The 16381-nt window shown below is 38.9% G+C and carries 22 protein-coding genes; 2 read left to right on the top strand and 20 right to left on the bottom strand.

Annotation, left to right across the window (positions count from 1 at the left end; translation table 11 throughout):
- Positions 1-307: 307 nt before the first annotated feature.
- From FHG08_RS11440 to FHG08_RS11495, 12 genes are all read right to left on the bottom strand, one after another.
- Positions 308-502, bottom strand: a complete 195-nt coding sequence (locus FHG08_RS11440; protein WP_178956069.1) for a hypothetical protein — start codon at positions 500-502, stop codon at positions 308-310.
- Between the two features lie 112 nt (positions 503-614).
- Positions 615-995, bottom strand: coding sequence for a hypothetical protein (locus FHG08_RS11445; protein WP_178956070.1), 381 nt, complete (start codon positions 993-995; stop codon positions 615-617).
- Between the two features lie 11 nt (positions 996-1006).
- The gene (locus FHG08_RS11450; RefSeq protein WP_178956071.1) at positions 1007-1816 is read right to left on the bottom strand and encodes a major capsid protein P2; all 810 of its coding nucleotides are present in this window, start codon (positions 1814-1816) and stop codon (positions 1007-1009) included.
- 258 nt (positions 1817-2074) lie between these two features.
- Entirely contained in the window at positions 2075-2425 is a 351-nt protein-coding gene (locus FHG08_RS11455) for a hypothetical protein (protein ID WP_178956072.1), read from the bottom strand.
- The gene (locus FHG08_RS11460; RefSeq protein WP_178956073.1) at positions 2425-3231 is read right to left on the bottom strand and encodes a hypothetical protein; all 807 of its coding nucleotides are present in this window, start codon (positions 3229-3231) and stop codon (positions 2425-2427) included. The genes FHG08_RS11455 and FHG08_RS11460 overlap by 1 nt, the downstream gene beginning before the upstream one ends.
- Positions 3221-3739 (bottom strand): hypothetical protein, encoded by a 519-nt coding sequence (locus FHG08_RS11465; RefSeq protein WP_178956074.1) that lies wholly within the window; start codon positions 3737-3739, stop codon positions 3221-3223. Before FHG08_RS11465 ends, FHG08_RS11460 begins: the two co-directional genes overlap by 11 nt.
- Positions 3672-4151: a hypothetical protein gene (locus FHG08_RS11470; RefSeq protein ID WP_178956075.1), complete on the bottom strand. Its 480-nt coding sequence runs from the start codon at positions 4149-4151 to the stop codon at positions 3672-3674. The genes FHG08_RS11465 and FHG08_RS11470 overlap by 68 nt, the downstream gene beginning before the upstream one ends.
- Complete coding sequence (locus tag FHG08_RS11475) at positions 4141-4356, bottom strand: hypothetical protein (RefSeq protein WP_178956076.1); 216 nt, start codon at positions 4354-4356, stop codon at positions 4141-4143. The genes FHG08_RS11470 and FHG08_RS11475 overlap by 11 nt, the downstream gene beginning before the upstream one ends.
- Positions 4349-6394, bottom strand: a complete 2046-nt coding sequence (locus FHG08_RS11480) for a hypothetical protein (RefSeq protein WP_178956077.1) — start codon at positions 6392-6394, stop codon at positions 4349-4351. The genes FHG08_RS11475 and FHG08_RS11480 overlap by 8 nt, the downstream gene beginning before the upstream one ends.
- Positions 6391-6639 carry a hypothetical protein gene (locus FHG08_RS11485; protein WP_178956078.1) on the bottom strand — a complete coding sequence of 83 codons (249 nt, stop codon included), beginning with the start codon at positions 6637-6639 and terminating at the stop codon, positions 6391-6393. The genes FHG08_RS11480 and FHG08_RS11485 overlap by 4 nt, the downstream gene beginning before the upstream one ends.
- Positions 6636-6875, bottom strand: a complete 240-nt coding sequence (locus FHG08_RS11490; RefSeq protein ID WP_178956079.1) for a hypothetical protein — start codon at positions 6873-6875, stop codon at positions 6636-6638. Before FHG08_RS11490 ends, FHG08_RS11485 begins: the two co-directional genes overlap by 4 nt.
- Positions 6872-7111, bottom strand: a complete 240-nt coding sequence (locus FHG08_RS11495) for a hypothetical protein (RefSeq protein ID WP_178956080.1) — start codon at positions 7109-7111, stop codon at positions 6872-6874. Before FHG08_RS11495 ends, FHG08_RS11490 begins: the two co-directional genes overlap by 4 nt.
- A gap of 247 nt (positions 7112-7358) precedes the next feature.
- Between FHG08_RS11495 and FHG08_RS11500 the strand changes: the two genes are divergently transcribed.
- On the top strand, positions 7359-7637 hold the full coding sequence (locus tag FHG08_RS11500; RefSeq protein WP_178956081.1) for a hypothetical protein: 279 nt from the start codon (positions 7359-7361) through the stop codon (positions 7635-7637).
- Positions 7638-7881: 244 nt separating this feature from the next.
- On the opposite strand, the gene FHG08_RS11505 is transcribed toward FHG08_RS11500, so the two are convergent.
- The 6 genes from FHG08_RS11505 to FHG08_RS11530 form a co-directional block, all read right to left on the bottom strand.
- Positions 7882-8193: a DUF1090 domain-containing protein gene (locus FHG08_RS11505; RefSeq protein WP_256729697.1), complete on the bottom strand. Its 312-nt coding sequence runs from the start codon at positions 8191-8193 to the stop codon at positions 7882-7884.
- Positions 8194-8333: 140 nt separating this feature from the next.
- Entirely contained in the window at positions 8334-9302 is a 969-nt protein-coding gene (locus tag FHG08_RS11510; protein WP_178956082.1) for an ATP-dependent 6-phosphofructokinase, read from the bottom strand.
- 183 nt (positions 9303-9485) lie between these two features.
- On the bottom strand, positions 9486-10058 hold the full coding sequence (locus tag FHG08_RS11515) for a tRNA-(ms[2]io[6]A)-hydroxylase (RefSeq protein WP_008114635.1): 573 nt from the start codon (positions 10056-10058) through the stop codon (positions 9486-9488).
- A gap of 68 nt (positions 10059-10126) precedes the next feature.
- Positions 10127-10765, bottom strand: coding sequence for a sulfotransferase (locus FHG08_RS11520; protein ID WP_178956083.1), 639 nt, complete (start codon positions 10763-10765; stop codon positions 10127-10129).
- Positions 10766-10771: 6 nt separating this feature from the next.
- Positions 10772-11668 carry a transporter substrate-binding domain-containing protein gene (locus FHG08_RS11525; protein ID WP_178956084.1) on the bottom strand — a complete coding sequence of 299 codons (897 nt, stop codon included), beginning with the start codon at positions 11666-11668 and terminating at the stop codon, positions 10772-10774.
- Between the two features lie 6 nt (positions 11669-11674).
- On the bottom strand, positions 11675-12043 hold the full coding sequence (locus FHG08_RS11530; protein WP_138607320.1) for an MAPEG family protein: 369 nt from the start codon (positions 12041-12043) through the stop codon (positions 11675-11677).
- 122 nt (positions 12044-12165) lie between these two features.
- Between FHG08_RS11530 and FHG08_RS11535 the strand changes: the two genes are divergently transcribed.
- Positions 12166-13527 carry a DUF2254 domain-containing protein gene (locus FHG08_RS11535; RefSeq protein ID WP_178956085.1) on the top strand — a complete coding sequence of 454 codons (1362 nt, stop codon included), beginning with the start codon at positions 12166-12168 and terminating at the stop codon, positions 13525-13527.
- On the opposite strand, the gene FHG08_RS11540 is transcribed toward FHG08_RS11535, so the two are convergent.
- A complete protein-coding gene (locus FHG08_RS11540; RefSeq protein WP_138607324.1) occupies positions 13524-14234 on the bottom strand; it encodes an SIMPL domain-containing protein in 711 nt (236 codons plus the stop codon). The genes FHG08_RS11535 and FHG08_RS11540 overlap by 4 nt on opposite strands.
- A gap of 107 nt (positions 14235-14341) precedes the next feature.
- Complete coding sequence (locus FHG08_RS11545) at positions 14342-16036, bottom strand: NAD-dependent malic enzyme (protein WP_178956086.1); 1695 nt, start codon at positions 16034-16036, stop codon at positions 14342-14344.
- Positions 16037-16381: the final 345 nt, after the last annotated feature.

Genomic DNA, 16381 nt, shown 5'->3' on the forward strand with positions numbered 1-16381 from the left:
TAAAATTTAAAATTCCAACGTTTTAAAAGTCGTGCTAGTGCGGGGCGCTTGGTATGAAATTCGATAAAATTTAATTTTAATCTGCACGCTAATTCATTAACTATAAAACTAGCCTTTTTTATGTTTTTTCCCTCTGCACAAACTACGGTTAACACATCACCGTCAACCCTAAGTACAAAGTATGTATCGAATATTTTAACGAACCGTGACACGCCTTTTTCAAGCTCGGTTTTAATTTGTTTAAAATCAGCGGGTGAACCAGCCGCCCGCTTGATTTTGTGAAGCTCTACAAACCTGCAAAATTCAATCATTTTTTAAGTAAGTACAGGGCAACCAGTGCCACCGCGCCGATAATTAAAATTTGATTGTTGTTGCTTTGGCCGAAGTTAATCGAACCACCTGTAAAGCCTATGCTGCTTTTTTGCTCGCCTGTTTGGGCTGCGGCTGAACTCGAACTACTTAAGCCGCCGCCACCCGTTAGACTGGTAAGCCCGCCAAGCATTACTTGGCCGCCTTTTTATCATCACGTAAAAAATCGCGTATGTACTCGGCCGCAATGGCTGCAACAATTGCAACTCCCACGCCTTTTGCAAACGCTTTTAAGCCTTTTGAACTCATGACTTAGCCACCTTTAGAAGTACGCCGACAACCAGTAAGCCACCAAAGGCCATGATTACCTGCTTTTGTGGAAAACCGAAAACCATTGTTTCAGTCGCTTTTGCTTGTGTTGGCTGTGTTTTTGGAACGTCAACAACCACCGCCGCGCCGTTTTCAAGCTCGGTTGTGTTGCTTTGCTCTTCACGCGCTACACCTGCGGCGTTTTTCATTGCCTGAATGCCCTCATATTGAGCGTAAACATTCATTGCATTGCCAAGCGCCGAATTAACAAAGCCGCCAAAATTACCCCACGCCGATTGCGTAGGCTGCCCCTCTGGTAATACCTGCGGCGCTGGTAGCGCCGTGGCATTACTTAAGCCCGATGGTAAATTAAACATAATTCACCCCCTTAGAATGAGCTGTTTGCGTAGCTATCAAAGTAATGAACAACAATTTCGCACTGACCTTCACTTTCACAGTCAATACGTAAGCGCATATCATTGATAGCAGGGTCAAGCATTAGCGCGCCGAAAACATCACCGTCAAGCATTAAATCTACTGCGTGAATATCTGCAATTGGTGTACGGTCGTTTTGTTTTAAAATTTGATTGTGTAGCGTTTTTGGGATGTGTTCTCGCCATTTAACGTTATTTACTAAAAATTCGGCCGATGTAACGCCCGCTTTTTTAATTTCAATCATGGCAATGTAAGCGCCGTTTGGTTTTGGTAGGTTTTCAACTTCATTCACACCCGCTGAAAAGTTGTAGCGGTATGAGCGGCGCTTGAATAACCAGCCCGGTGCGCTCGCTGCTGATTTTTCAGCGTAAGCCTTAATAGCTGGTGCAGTTGCTGCTGCGTCAATATCAAATTTAATTTGTGCAAGCGATAAGCCCGCAGTACCTAAGCCAAAAAAACGTTGCTCAACTAATTGCGGCTGCTTTGAACTTTTAACTTCTGAGCGCACAAAGTGCATAGTTGCTAAACCTGCAACCACTTCTCGGTTGTAGTATTTATTTTCATTAAGCAAGTCTTGCAGTGTTGCGTACTCGGTTAACGTGCGGCCGTTAAGCTCAACTTTTAAATTTTTAATTTGCGATGGTGTTACACCTGAATACTCAAAGTGTATTTTGTCGTATGTAAGGTTTACGGGTAGTGTTAGCGATACCGTACCGCCAGCATCAACACCTGTAATTTTATTTAGTGGGGCAATATTTCGCATTACAACCCCCTTAACCTAAAACAATACGTTTAACAGGACGTGCGGCGCGAACGTTTGTAAGAACGGCCAAAATTGCAAGCGTAACGCCTACAGAGATTAAAACTTTTTTATCTAACATAATTGATTACCCAATTTAAATGAGGGCGTTATTGCCCGTTAAAATTCGATATTCAATAAATCAAGCGTTTCGCTCTACGGTCGAGCGGGTTTCGCTCCCTAGATAGCGAAAAAGAGCGAAATTCGCTCTTTTTTGTTTCTTTATTCTAAAAAATCCTCATATAACATCTCAGTTAAAATGAACTCAGAAACCGCTTTTACCTTTGTTTTTATTCTTGGCCACCCCTTACCCTCGACACTCACGTCACGACCGTAAAAATAGGTTAAATTTCCAAAGCCGTCATTTTTTACCATTACAACAACAAATTCGCATTGTGATTTTTTAATAACGAACTTTATTGAAAAACCATCTACAGCAACTAACTGCTTGAAGTCAAAGCACTCTCTCGTCTTTATTTTTCCCGCTTCATTTTTTATATCGGAAATTACCCTTAATGCTCTCTGCCATTCTTTTGATAATGTCTTTCGTCTATAAACCGTATCGTAGCCCATCAGTCACACCTCAAGTCTTTAAATCGCATTTTAAAGCACTTACCAAAACCAGCTGATGCCTTGCATGTGCTTATATAATACGGCTCGATATTTCCTATTCCGCCGCGTGATTTCACCAAATAATGCAGTCGCTTTTTGTGGTGTTGGCTATTCTTTTTACTTAGTTGAATAACATCATTTAAATCAGCGTCTAACTCTACAGCAATGAGCTTTGCATCGTGCCGTGACTCTTGAGCGCCCAGCACTTTTCGCGGGCTGTTATTCCAAATTGTTTTTGGTACTTCCTGCGAACGCTGAAAAATAGTGTGAAGCACTAGGCCGTATTTTCGCCCACCCGTTGCCATTTCTCCCACTATTGAATTGTCTTTGCCTATTGCGGTTGATAGCTTTGCCAATTCTTCAATAATTACATCTAAGCGCCTGTTTCCGTCTGCGGCCATCCACATTAAACGCCCAAACCAGTGCAATTCTTTTTGCTTTGCTTCAACTGCTTGTTTTTGGCTTAGCGAGTCACTAAATTGCGGCGAATAAGCAACAACAAAACGCTGACCACTTCGCCACGCATCAGCGAAAGCCTGAGCGAATTTTGCTCGCGTTTGGTAGTGATAAACAGGCCGATTATTTAAACCATTAAAAGGGCTTTTTTTGCGTGCATCGAATTTGTAATCGTTATACAAATCAAAAATTGCAACTTGCTCACCCATTAGGCCGTCTATTAATTTTACTGCAGTTGTTTTACCGCCACCCGTGCCCGCCAAATAACAAACGTGTAACGGGTCTAGTTCGTTGTTTTCGTTAATAGCCAATTGTTACCTCCCCGCTTTTATCGTATTGCTTTTCGCTTTTTTGCTCTGATTTTTGGGCGTTTAATTCTTCTTTTGCTGCTTTTATTTGACCTCGAATAGATAACCCCGCCATTGCGAGCACGCCAAGTAACTTCATTTCTTCTTTGTATTTTACAAATAAAGCCTGTACCCACGGCGGCAAATTTGCACCCTTTGCATTTTTCAGCAATACAGGTGCGGCGGCTTCTGCTATTGCAACCCTTGTATCATTATCAATTGTTACAGGGTAATCAAATTGAGACTCAATAAAGCCCGCACCCGTATCAACAAAAAAACCCGCTGCTATTGCGGCGTCTTGCTCGCTCATTTCTTCGCTTTCGGTTTCGTTGGTTTCGCCATCCGTTTCGCTATCGTCACCATTAATAAAGCTATCTAATTCGCTATATCTTCTTTCTGGCTCGCTATCGTCTAAGCCCTGCGATTGCTGCGAGTCCGGCGAATGCGCCGCAGATGAAGAAACCGAACCCATTCGCAGCCCCTCCATTGCTTGTGCTAATACTGTTTTGCTCGTTGTTAATTCGCTTTGCTGGTTCGTTTGGTTCTCTTGTTCTTGCATTTGCTTTCTCCAATTCGGTTGTTTTACTTTCATTGTTAATTCGCTCGATTTCGTATTTTACTTCTGGCGGTATCCACTCACCGCCAGCGCTTAAATTTTGCGGGGCTGGCTCGCTATTTAAAGCGGGTAATTCTGGCGGTTTTTCGCCGATAGCTTTTCGCCATTTCGCTTGTAACTTTTCGCCGCTGCGCTTATCCATTCCGCAGTTTTTACAGTGAAGATATAAATATTTTCTGCCCGTTTTTTGCTGGCGAACTGCGGCAAAGCCACCGCAACCGTCACACTCAACCGCCCCCAAATCTGGATTGTTTGATTTAGTATTCATCATCACCCCCGTTAATTAATTGCTCCAAATTACTTAAGCTTAAAACCTGCTCTACTTGCTCCAAGCGATAATCAATATCAGCCACAAGCTCTATGGCATCATTCAAAATATTTTCAGCGGCGGCTATTTTTTTACCTGCTTGCAGTGGGCTTAACTTACTTGCATCTGCAATTTTTTCTTTAATCACTAATAATTTTTTATTCAAAATCTAATACCCCGTAATTATTTACAGGCTCAAAGCGACTGTAAAAATCACAAAGAGCACTCATTGAATTGTCATAAAATCGCCTTGTTTGTTTTAGCAATTTATTAACTGTGGATTCTTCTGTTTTTTCTTTTTCAACGTCTGCGGTTGTTGAATTTAAAAACGATGTTTTTAGTTGCCAACCTCTCACACCGATAGCCCAATCAATAAAGCCAACAAAGGCCGATTCACTGGCAAACTTGGCAACACCACCGCGTGCGAAATTCCCGTTTAATTCGGTCGATATTTCGCTAATTTTTTCGCTAACGTTTTCTAATTTTTGTTCAAGCTTTTCAACAAATTGCGCCCGCTTTTCGCTAAAGTCTTTTTTATTAACGTTTTTTAGCTTTTCGATAGTGCCTAATGTGTTTTTTAACTCTAATTGCTTGAATAGCTTTCGCTCTTTTTTCGCTTCAAGCCCTTGCATGTATTCTTGTATTAACCCGTACATGTGTTGCGCTTCATGGGTTGCGCAGTTTTCCCAACTTTCAGCGCGTGCGTGCTTTGATATGTTGTATCGGTTGCCGCGTATTTCACCCTGCGAACCCTCGCCACCTTTCACCATATAGCCAAGCGCTTTAAGCAAATAGCTTGCAGCCGCTTTAGCGTTTTTAATTCGCTCGATTGTTACAAAACCCTGCCCCCATAAACTTTCGATACGCGCCGCCCACTCATGAAAAAATACGGGCTCAACATTCCAGCGCATTAAAACGTGCGCGTGGTAGTTTTGTTCGCCAATACATTCAACCTCGTATTTTTCACCGTTAAATTCATATTCCTTTGAACCTAATTTTTTTACTGGCGCTTCAGCTACCCATAAGTAATCGAATACAGGTTTTTTTGTTGCTGATTGCTCGCACTCTATGGCGGTCACTTCCATTTTATTATTGGTAATTGCGCGTTTTTCGCATTGCTCTATGCACTCAACCGCACCCCATGGGTATAGCCTTTCGTTGTCGTGCATCAAATCAGATTCTACGCGGCCACTTGCGCCAACACTTGAAACTTTACCCCATGGATAAAGACGGTCATTTCTGCCAATGCACTCAATAAGCCCATACCTGTATTTTTTCGCTTTTGGGGTTTTTGAAATATCGCCAGTAGCAACAAAACCGCGCTTGTGCATTTTGCCAAGTGAGTCAAAAAAGCGGCTTAATTCTTGGCCTATGGTTGAACGCTCAAACGTGACAGCGGTAAACGGCGCAACTGAAACAATTTCAGGGTGAACCAATTCACCATTTGCCGTGTAAATTGCATTTAATTTTGTGCCCGCTGGGCGTTTTGCTACTTTCTGGTAATGGTTGTTATCAATGCGCCAACGTGCTTTAGCGTCTAGCGTTACAGTGGTAAAACAATTAAACCCACCTTTCACAGCTTGCATGTATAAGCCGCTATCGATAATTTTACCGCGTGCGCGGCTGGTTACTGTTTGAGTTATGCGCTCACCTGTGTTTGCGTCCGGCGCATCACTTGCGCGGGTATTTTGAGTGCAAACAACACGGAAACCATCACACCAATTGCGGCTTTGAAAATGCACCTTTGCGGTTTTATCTGCTTCAAGTGGTTTGCTGGCAAAATGTCCGCGTTCAATTTCTGCGGTTTTTTTCGGGGTGATTTCGCCCGTTTCAAGATTTAAAATCTCGTCACTATCAACACCTAGGCGCTCAGCGCGTTTCTTAGGCGTTAAATTATTAAGGGCATTGCGATATAAACTATCAAGGCGTTGCGCCTTATCAGCCAAAAGAGACTGTTTAGAACGCGGATTATCTTCGCGTTTTGGCTGTGTCGGACTTTTGCGCCTTTTGACAAGCCTATCTTTTTCCGCTTTCGCGGCCGCTTCGCGGATTTGTTTAGAGTGTGACTCGATATACTCAAGCCATGTCAATGACTCTTCAATATCACGCTCGGTTGCTGGCTGAACTGCAAACGCAGAAAAAGCGCCACTTTGGGCGCTTTGAATTGCATCTTCAATAATGCGTTCGGGTATCAATATATTCATATCTGTCCCGCCTTTAAATTTAGCGGTAGATACCCAACACCACAGTTAGTAACAACATGGCTAAGCCTTAAATCTAAAAGCATGTGCTGAGCTTGTAACCCTAGCTTTCTAAGAATATAAAGAAGTTTACACACTACAATAAAACCCATTAAAGGCAGCTCTTCGTTATTCTCGTTAAGTCTGTAAAGCTCGTTGATAGCCTGATACGCAAAGCCAGAAACTAAAAGTTGTTGATTCGTTCTCATAACTGTCCCGCCTTTGAATGATACGCGGCAGCATGTAAGGCATCGTAACGAATAGCAGAATCTGAACACTGATAATTGCGTTCGCGCTCTTGCTGTATTTGAATTTGTTGTTCGCGGCGCATTGCTGCCATTTTATTTTTAAATGCAAGTTTGAGTTGCGCTGCTTTTCCGCGTGCATAGTTCCAGTGCTGCTCATCATCGTGCAGCTCCTGAATATCTTGGTGAAATTGGCTCATAACGGCAACCCCGCAATTCTTGCTCTGCGGTAAATTAATTTTGCAAACACCAGTTCATCACGCCCAATGGCTGAGATAATATTTTGCTTAACACCGCTATTTATATGACTTACTAACCTGCATTGCTCTGTTACGCCTGAGTCTCTAAAAAGCCTTATTTTATGAAATAAAACCTCAAATTTTTTTACTTTTTCGCGCTTAAGTTTAAATAACTCACCACTTTTGAATTGACACATAATTATCCCCTTGGCGAAGGCCTTACAATTTTTTACGTTTTGTTCATGCTTGGTTTTGTGTGCGGCGGTTACTCTTTAAATTAAGTAACCGCCACCCGCCGCCAAGCGAATAAAGCAGTCGTGCGACTGCTTCGTAAGGGATGATAGTCAAGTGCGCATTACTAGGTCAAGTACTCAGGACTAATGCAATAGTGATTGACTACGACTATAATCAAAATACCGACACGCCAAGACGGACACAAAACGTATGAAAATAACCAACTCACTTGAGCTTTTAGAATGGTTTAAGAGCACCGCAGATATTGACTCTGACTATATGGTTAGCAAACTGACTGGTATATCAAAACAAGCAGTTAGCAATGTTAGAACGGGGAAAGGTGAATTTAAGGACTATACTTCACTAAAGCTTTTATTAATCGCAGACCACCCTAAACCATTGGAAACAATGGCCTTATTGGAGGCTTATAAGGCTGAATTTAAAGGTGATAATGACCTCGCTGAAATTTGGCGTAAAAGCGTTGCTTAAGTGATTTTTACCCCCGTCAAAATGTCGTTACTATTATCGGTAAATGTAGGGCCCTTGCGGCCTACATTAAAATCAAAGGCTTACGATTTATATTATGTTAAATAAGATAAGAGTGTACTTTATCAAACCAACTATTGGCAATTAGGTCACTTATAAACACGGTATTTTAGCCCTTTTATCGCATAATATTTATATTCAATAAAATGCTCTACTTTATTAAATATAAAAACTCTGTAATGACATTTTAATTAACCAAACTATTTAGCTCATCAATTAATTGCTTAAGCTGTTTAGTTTCGTCGCTTAGCTTTTGCTGATACTTTTCAACTTTGCCATGCTTACCTTGGCGCTTAGCTTTTTTAAGATCGATTTTATATTCTTCAATTTCTGAATTTGTATCATCTATTTTTTGTTGTAACTCTGCTTTTAATCCATCATTGGTACAATATGCGTTTATGTTATTAAGTGCTTTATTAAGACCTGCAACTTTGTGTGAATTACCTTGGCGTTTTGAAGCTAATAACTCGAGGTTAACTTCACAGGCTTTTTCGCACATCCCGTTAAATCTGCACAATCATCTTTGGCCAATACGACTGTTGAACCGGCTAATAAAAAACTTATTGTAATACCTTTAATAATTGTCATTTTATAATTTTTATTATCTCGCATTGTTCATTATTCCCATTTAATTAGTCGTTAGCGACAAAATACAGATAACAGCCCTTGCAGCTCTTCATTTATAACATGTTGTTTTACAACACCTTGAATAGGAGTATTTGAAGCTGTGTTATTTAAAATACCCACCATTTTAGCGCTTTCTCCAGCACATAAAGCCTTAACACTGTGTACGCCTAATCTTATTGCTAACATACGATCCGCAGCCGATGGGTTTCCGCCGCGCTGTAAGTGCCCTAGCTTGGTTACACGTAAATCTATACTTGGATTTACGGCAGTTATTTTTTCACATACATATTCAACACCATTTTCATCGCCCTCAGATACCACCACGATAAATGCGTGTTCGCTATGATAATCGCTAATCTTTAGCAATAAATCATCGATATCTTTGTCATTTTCAGGGATCAATACTGAATCTGCACCAGAGGTTAAACCGGCATAAGTGCCAATATATCCGGAATCACGCCCCATAACTTCAATAACAAACACCCTATTATGTGATTCTGCAGTATCTCTAATATTATCAATACATTGCATTGATGTGTTTACTGCCGTATCAAATCCTAAGGTGTAATCTGTGCCTGCAATATCGTTATCTATGGTGCCAGGAATGCCAATATAAGGGATATTGGTTATGTGTGATAACCATAAACAGCCTCTAAAAGAGCCATCGCCACCTATGACAATTAAGGCATCAATATTATTATGTTCAATTGTAGCTAAAGCTTGCTGTCTACCTGCCTCCGTTCTAAATCTTTCACTGCGTGCGGTTTTTAAAACGGTACCACCCAAGTGCATACTCTGTTGCAGGTTTTTACAATCAAGTGTCACTAAATCATTATCAATTAAACCCTCATATCCTTTTCGAACTCCTGACACTTTTATGCCTTGTTGTTGAGCGGTTTTTACGATGGCAAATAAAGCGGTGTTCATTCCCGGAGCATCACCTCCAGAGGTAAGCACGGCAATATGATGAATTGGTTGCATCGGTTCACGTCCTTAAAGCAAGCTATACATTAAAATGATAATAGCTGTTTATTGTTAGGCAGTGTTAACTAAGTGCAGTTAAGTTGATCTAGTTATGCGTTATTAAACAATATTTTTCATAACAATAGAGGGAAGTATTTATATTGGCATGCTAACTTGCTATCAACATGCCGTGGTTAACTATTAATGTAGAGCAGCAGTAAACGGTATATTTTTACAAATTTCTGCTTCTATTATTAATAACTCTTCTAAACGATCATCAACTTCTTGTTTATCAAAGTATTCGTAAGCAAGTTCAACAAATAGATTTTTATGTTTTTCTTCAGACTTGGCTATCGCAACATAAAAATCTTTTTCTTTTCCTTCAGGTAAAGCTTCAGCAACTAAAGAAAAACGTTCGTGTCCCCTCGCCTCAATTACACCGCCAACAAGTAGCCTGTCCATTAAAAAACCATCGCGACCATGTCTAAAGTGTGCGCGAATTTGTTTAATGTAAGGGTCTTTTTTATCGTCACCTAAATTAGTATCACGCTCAATGAGTAATTTCAGCACTTGCTTGAAATGAATTAACTCTTCTAAGGCTAAGTCAGTCATGGCTTTAACTAATTTACGCTTATCAGGGTAATGTGAAAGCATAGACATAGCCATGCCCGATGCTTTTTTTTCAGCAGCAGCGTGGTCTTGTAAAAAAGTTTCAAAGTCGGCTAAAACAACTTCGGTCCATTCAAATGGCGTGTGGTATTTTAATTCAAACATATGGATACAACTTATAAAATAATGCGTGGATTTTAGCGTATTTAAAAATAAAAATCTTTGCTCGCGGTTTAAATTTGTCTCTCATAAGGTAAAAATTTATCTATCCGCCCTTTCGCTGTCGATTCAATTTTTAATGGATGTTTTATATCATTCCACGCGGTGACCTTACCCCCCATATTCATTTTTTCAAAACCATTTAACTCAGAGGTAATATTTAAAAAATCACAAAGCTGACTAAAACTGTTAGGGTTGGCAATATCTATCGCTAAAAAATCATCTTCTCGATTACTAAAATAAGCCTTAGCATTATTAATGTGTACGTTATAACAATCAGTTAAATACTGGTCGTTATTTATATTCTCTAGTGAAAAGTCTTTAAATGTATTTAAATAACAGCGCTTTAAATGAATGTTAAAGCCACCATCTGCACGGGTTAAATTAGTGTGCATTCGCTGTAAAAGCTGTCTTATTGATGGTATCCATGCAGTAAGCTCTCGCTCTAAATATATAAATTTTGCGCCAGGATAGTATTTATCTAATACTTTAAAATCGTTAAATATGGGAGTGTCTGCAATTGCGACCGCATTATCAAAACAGGCGGTAGTGTATGCAGTATGAGCAGTTGGTATACCAAAATGTAAAAATGCATTGCATACACTGGTGGTACCGGTTCGCGGTAAGCCAATAATAAATATTTTTTGTTTCATGGGGTTTTACATGTCTTTTTCTGAAAACCAAAGTGAAGTATTATCAAGTGGTGTTAGTAATGGTAAGTTTTTGTTTTCTAATCTAATAATAATCTTATTTTTGATATCTGCGTGCTCAATGGCACTGCGATGATACGCATTAAATAAGCGATCAAACTCGCCATTTTTACGCATGACCGCTAAGCCATTTTCAACAGCATAGGCCAACTCGGGCGTATCTTTACTAAAAAAGAAGTAAATTGCACTTGGGTATTGCAGTATTAACTGAGGAAGAGTTGTAAGTTTTGCATCACCTTTAAAGGTATTTAGCTCCGTTTCAACCTCAAGCAACGAACGAGGAAATACATCGCCCCTGCCTTTAATTAACATATTAAACAAAGAGCTGTATTCAATTGATGTTACTACAGGTAAACCGCTATCTAATAATATTTGTGTATCAGGCCAATCATGTCCCTGTATAAAATGTACTTGTTTGAAATCGCTCAGACTATTCATGCTTGAAAAACTATTGAGCTTATTTTGTGTGGTTACCAATAAGCGCCACCCGTATAAACCTTTAAAAATAGGCACTCTTACGGGCAATAGCTCTTTTTCTCGCTGCTGTGAAGTCATGGTCCATGCAACGTTGACTTCATCATTATGTATAATTTGTTTTAATGAGCGGCTTTGAGGCATAGAAATACTCGATGCTTTTAATGTATATTTTGCGCCGCTGTATTGTAAGGCCGTTCTCAATAAAACTAACGGATAAAGAATTTCATCTTCACCAACTCGCATCGTTTTTGGATAAACATAATTTAAACAATCAATACTTTGATTGCTATTGTCATTTTCTATTGCCCATACAAATGACGCCAACGAAGTGGCAAAACATAAGCTTATAAAAACAATAGCGAATCGCATCTTTATTTATCGACTTAACAATAAAATTAAGGAACTTACAAAAAGAATAGCAAAAGTCATCATCATACTTAATACACGTGCTTTTAGATTGTTAGTACTAATAGCTGAGCCATGAAGTGCACGGCTTATAAATAGCAAACCGCCAAGTGCATGCATATAATGACTTGCTAAGCCTTGATACTCTAATAAGAAGAGTAAAATTAGGCTAATTGGTACATACTCAATAAAATTCCCATGAGCTCGAGTTGCACGTTCAAGCTCAGGATGACTCCCATTACCAAGTGAAATGCCTTCAGACTTGCGTATTTTTACAACATTAATACTCAGGTAAATATAATATAGTGCCAGTAAAGCCGCATAACTCGATATAATCACAGTATTTTTCCATTTAATTTTTAAGCAATAATAACACATAACTTAAGCTGTAAAATCACTTACTTTAGTATCAAATATGCTAGAGTGATTTATAGATTGGTATCGTAATAAGTAAGGATAATATGTATTTAAGAACAAAAATAACCAATAGCTACCGCGAAATAATTAACAGTATTGGGTTTTATCCCTCATTATTATCTGTTGCTTTTTTATTTTTTGCCGTACTGACAATGTCAGTCGAGTACTTAGCCCCCATCGGAAAACTTAAATCACTAATTTCATTTATATTAGTTGATAGCGCAGAAAACGCACGTACCATTTTAAGCACCCTCGCTGGCAGCATTATTTCGTTAACCGTATTTAGTTTTTCTATGGTGATGGTGGTATTAAATTCAGCCAGTGCTAGCTTATCCCCCCGAGTTGTTCCTGGGCTCATTACCCGTAAATCACACCAAATGGTATTAGGGTTTTATTTGGGTAGTATTATTTATTCAATAATAATGCTGATAAATATCAACAAACTCGATAATGGTAATACCGCGATTCCCTCACTTGGCGTATTGTTTGCGCTTGTTTTTGGGTTAATATCTTTAGGATTATTTGTATTTTTTATTCATTCTATTTCAAAAGCAATACAAGTAGATAACGTATTAAATGGCTTGTTTAGGCAAACAAAAAAAGAAATTCAAGACATTATCAATATGCAAGACGAAAACCCCGTTGATAACTTTCCCGAGTTTTCAAACTGGCATTCAATAAACAGTACAACCGAGGGTTACTACAAAGGGGTTCATTCTAATAAATTATGTGCCCTACTAGCAGATGAAAATATTGAGCTGTTTATTACGGTTAAGCAAGGTTATTTTACAGTTAAAGGTTACCCGTTTTTAAAGTGTAATAAGGACATATCTGAGAACGAAGAGTTAATTGAGAAAATTTTAGATTGTTTTATTTTTTATATAGAAGAATACATTAGCGACCATTACCGCTATGGGTTAACACAAATATCAGAAATTGCCGTAAAAGCTATGAGCCCAGGAATAAACGATCCGGGTACTGCCGTTAAATCTATTGATATGCTCAGTATATTATTAATAGAACGACTAAAGATTAATGCAATAAATTATTCATGCTATCAAAAAGATGAGCAACCATTGTTGTACTTTCATGAAACCAGTTTTGATGAACTGCTTCATGATAACTTCACCCCTTTACGCAATTATGCAAAAGCCGATGCCTATGTAATGACTAACGTTATTGAAGCATTTAAAAATATTTTATTTATTGCTAATGAGAATGTGGATGCACGAAACAGTGTGTTTAATTATTTAAATGCCATTGTTGATGATATTAATCAGCACATAGTTAACGAATACGATCGTCAAGAGATTAGTAATATGCTGTATGCCATTGTGCGTATTAGTGAATCACAAGGAAAGCAGTTGGTGGCACGATTTGAGCGCCACCCATCTATAAGCGCTTAATCAATATAATAAATTGCGTAACTTGATGCGCTTATTGTAATTTCACCAGCATGATATGCATCGGGTACATAGTTACTCGGTGCACCATCAGCCATCATTACTTTTTCACTGCGCATGTAAGGTACTGATGGCATATCAAGCGGACTTAAAGACGCACTATATAAGCCTTTCAATTCAACATCAAAATCAGCACTTAACTCTTTTGCCGCTGCTTTAGCTTGTTTAATAGCTAATTTTTGTGCTTTTTTGTGCAGCTCATCATAGTTGCTCGCTAAAAACTGCGTTTGTCTAATTTCATTAATACCGTTATTAACTAAACTTTGTAAAAGCTCAGGGTATTTATTAATCGCTGAGAGTTTAATTGTAAGCGTTCTGGATACTTTAAACCCGGTAAACTCTTGCTTACCTGTTTCGCGGTTATATTGATTATCACGATAGATTGAGATTTGACCAGCATTAATATCTGCATCAGCTACGCCTAGTTTTTTTACTAAACTAATTGCACTGGCCATAGTCGTATCAGTTTGTTTTTTTGCGGCAATTAAGTTTTTATCTATTTCCGTAATACCCACTGTTAATAAAACATGATCTGGCATAGTCGTTACCGATGCTTCACCTTTTACATAGATATGAGGCTCTTCAGGGGCATTAGTTGCATAGGCTGACGTGCTTAGCAAAGCAGCCGTTAAAATCGAAAGTGTTTTCATAGTTCTATCCTTTTAAATTGATTGCCTTAGTTAACACCTTATGTGGTTAATTGCAGATGAACAAGCATAAAAAAACAGGCAAAAGCCTGTTTTTTAGTAATGAAGCATTAAATGCTGCAACGCTTGTAGTTACGATACTTTGGTAACCAGTAGTTTCTGTCGATGGCTGCCCACAGAGCATCATCTGAAATCTCAAGCGCAACGCCCTCTTCAATTGCTTTTTTAGCGACTGCAAATGCAATACGTTTACTTAGTGTTTCAATTTCTGTTAGCGCAGGTAATAAGCTACCTTTGCCCGTATTAGCTAATGGTGATGACTCTGCCAACATTTCACTCGACATTATTAGCATCGCATCGGTAATACGCGTTGCTTTAGCAGCAATTACACCTAAGCCAATACCTGGGAAAATGTAGCTGTTATTACATTGAGGAATTGGGTAAGTAACGCCGTTATAAACAACAGGCTCAAATGGGCTACCTGTAGCTACAATCGCTTTACCATCAGTCCATTTAATAACATCTTTTGGGTAAGCTTCTACCTGTTTAGATGGATTACTTAACGGGAAAATAATAGGTGCTTCACAGTTTGCGTGCATAGCGCGAATAACTTGCTCAGTGAATAAGCCCGGTTGACCTGATACACCAATTAAAATATCTGGTTCTGCACAGTGCATTACATCTAATAATGACGCGTATTCGCCGCTGTAAGTCCAATCGGCTAGGCAGCTCGTTGGTTGCGCTAACATTTGTTGGAAGTCGCGTAAGCCTTCCATGCCATCAGTTAATAAACCAAAACGGTCAACCATAAATACTTGGCTGCGAGCTTGTGCTTCACTGATACCTTCGGCCACCATAGTGCTAACAATTTGTTCAGCAATACCACAGCCTGCAGATCCTGCGCCTACAAACACAACTTTTTGAGTCGAAAGTTTAGCGCCTTTAACACGACACGCTGCTAATAAAGACCCCACAGTAACCGATGCAGTACCTTGAATGTCATCATTAAAGCTACAAATTTCATTACGGTAACGCTTTAATAATGGCATAGCATTTGGTTGTGCAAAGTCTTCAAATTGCAGTAACACGCTTGGCCAACGACGCTTAACCGCTTTAATGAATAAATCTAAAAACTCATCGTACTCATCTTGCGCAATACGCTTATGGCGTGCACCCATGTACATTGGGTCGTTTAATAGTTTTTCGTTATTCGTGCCTACATCAAGCATAACCGGTAATGTATACGCTGGGCTAATACCACCACAGGCGGTATATAAAGAGAGCTTACCAATTGGAATACCCATACCGCCAATACCTTGGTCACCTAAACCTAAAATACGTTCGCCATCGGTAACCACGATAACTTTAACTTTACCTTTAGTGGCATTACGTAAAATATCGTCGATTTGGAAACGATCTTCATAGGAAATAAACAAACCACGTGCACTGCGGTAAATATCAGAAAATTTTTCACAGGCATCACCCACAGTTGGGGTGTAAATAATAGGCATCATTTCTTCAATATGATCACGCACTAAACGATAGTAAAGCGTTTCGTTATTGTCTTGAATAGCGCGTAAATAAATGTGCTTATTTAAATTGTCATTAAAACTTGAGTATTGTTGGTAACAACGCTCAACTTGTTCTTCTATTGTTTCGTAACGAGGAGGAAGTAAACCTGCAAGATTAAAGTTTTCACGTTCTTTTTGGCTAAAAGCACTTCCTTTATTCAATAATGGGGTTTCAATTAGGCCTGGGCCAGAATAAGGAATATAAAGATAATTAGGATCGGTATTTGTAGTCATATTTCCAAGCTTTACTGAATCTTAAATAATGATCTGCCATTATCATTGTTAAAGGCTAAATTGCAATGACATTTAAGCTTGTCAGACCATTGAAAATGTTCAAATACAAGCGCTACTTTAGTATAAAGCCACTCATATTTGGTGAATATGTTAGCTGCCGATTGTGGATTTAAAAATTAAACGCACATTAAACAAACGATTTCTTTTTTAATGGTAACAACACTGACGGCTATTTTTAGATTTGCTAATTTTTTACGTTAGTTAACATGCTATTTTCAATCAAATAGTTATTAACTATTAATCTGTTATATTTAAAACAGCAGGCAGCAAACCTGCTGTTTATTA

This window comes from Pseudoalteromonas sp. Scap03, from assembly GCF_013393115.1.
Classification (GTDB): Bacteria; Pseudomonadota; Gammaproteobacteria; order Enterobacterales; family Alteromonadaceae; genus Pseudoalteromonas.

Bases quoted from the DNA above. Each gene is read 5' to 3' on its own strand.
- FHG08_RS11445 (WP_178956070.1), bottom strand. From the start codon at position 995: ATGTTTAATTTACCATCGGGCTTAAGTAATGCCACGGCGCTACCAGCG.
- FHG08_RS11525 (WP_178956084.1), bottom strand. From the start codon at position 11,668: ATGCGATTCGCTATTGTTTTTATAAGCTTATGTTTTGCCACTTCGTTG.
- FHG08_RS11545 (WP_178956086.1), bottom strand. From the start codon at position 16,036: ATGACTACAAATACCGATCCTAATTATCTTTATATTCCTTATTCTGGC.
- FHG08_RS11540 (WP_138607324.1), bottom strand. From the start codon at position 14,234: ATGAAAACACTTTCGATTTTAACGGCTGCTTTGCTAAGCACGTCAGCC.
- FHG08_RS11505 (WP_256729697.1), bottom strand. From the start codon at position 8,193: ATGTGCGAAAAAGCCTGTGAAGTTAACCTCGAGTTATTAGCTTCAAAA.
- FHG08_RS11480 (WP_178956077.1), bottom strand. From the start codon at position 6,394: ATGAATATATTGATACCCGAACGCATTATTGAAGATGCAATTCAAAGC.
- FHG08_RS11510 (WP_178956082.1), bottom strand. From the start codon at position 9,302: ATGCAACCAATTCATCATATTGCCGTGCTTACCTCTGGAGGTGATGCT.
- FHG08_RS11465 (WP_178956074.1), bottom strand. From the start codon at position 3,739: ATGGGTTCGGTTTCTTCATCTGCGGCGCATTCGCCGGACTCGCAGCAA.
- FHG08_RS11500 (WP_178956081.1), top strand. From the start codon at position 7,359: ATGAAAATAACCAACTCACTTGAGCTTTTAGAATGGTTTAAGAGCACC.
- FHG08_RS11470 (WP_178956075.1), bottom strand. From the start codon at position 4,151: ATGAATACTAAATCAAACAATCCAGATTTGGGGGCGGTTGAGTGTGAC.
- FHG08_RS11515 (WP_008114635.1), bottom strand. From the start codon at position 10,058: ATGTTTGAATTAAAATACCACACGCCATTTGAATGGACCGAAGTTGTT.
- FHG08_RS11490 (WP_178956079.1), bottom strand. From the start codon at position 6,875: ATGAGCCAATTTCACCAAGATATTCAGGAGCTGCACGATGATGAGCAG.
- FHG08_RS11535 (WP_178956085.1), top strand. From the start codon at position 12,166: ATGTATTTAAGAACAAAAATAACCAATAGCTACCGCGAAATAATTAAC.
- FHG08_RS11485 (WP_178956078.1), bottom strand. From the start codon at position 6,639: ATGAGAACGAATCAACAACTTTTAGTTTCTGGCTTTGCGTATCAGGCT.
- FHG08_RS11495 (WP_178956080.1), bottom strand. From the start codon at position 7,111: ATGTGTCAATTCAAAAGTGGTGAGTTATTTAAACTTAAGCGCGAAAAA.
- FHG08_RS11455 (WP_178956072.1), bottom strand. From the start codon at position 2,425: ATGGGCTACGATACGGTTTATAGACGAAAGACATTATCAAAAGAATGG.
- FHG08_RS11450 (WP_178956071.1), bottom strand. From the start codon at position 1,816: ATGCGAAATATTGCCCCACTAAATAAAATTACAGGTGTTGATGCTGGC.
- FHG08_RS11440 (WP_178956069.1), bottom strand. From the start codon at position 502: ATGCTTGGCGGGCTTACCAGTCTAACGGGTGGCGGCGGCTTAAGTAGT.
- FHG08_RS11520 (WP_178956083.1), bottom strand. From the start codon at position 10,765: ATGAAACAAAAAATATTTATTATTGGCTTACCGCGAACCGGTACCACC.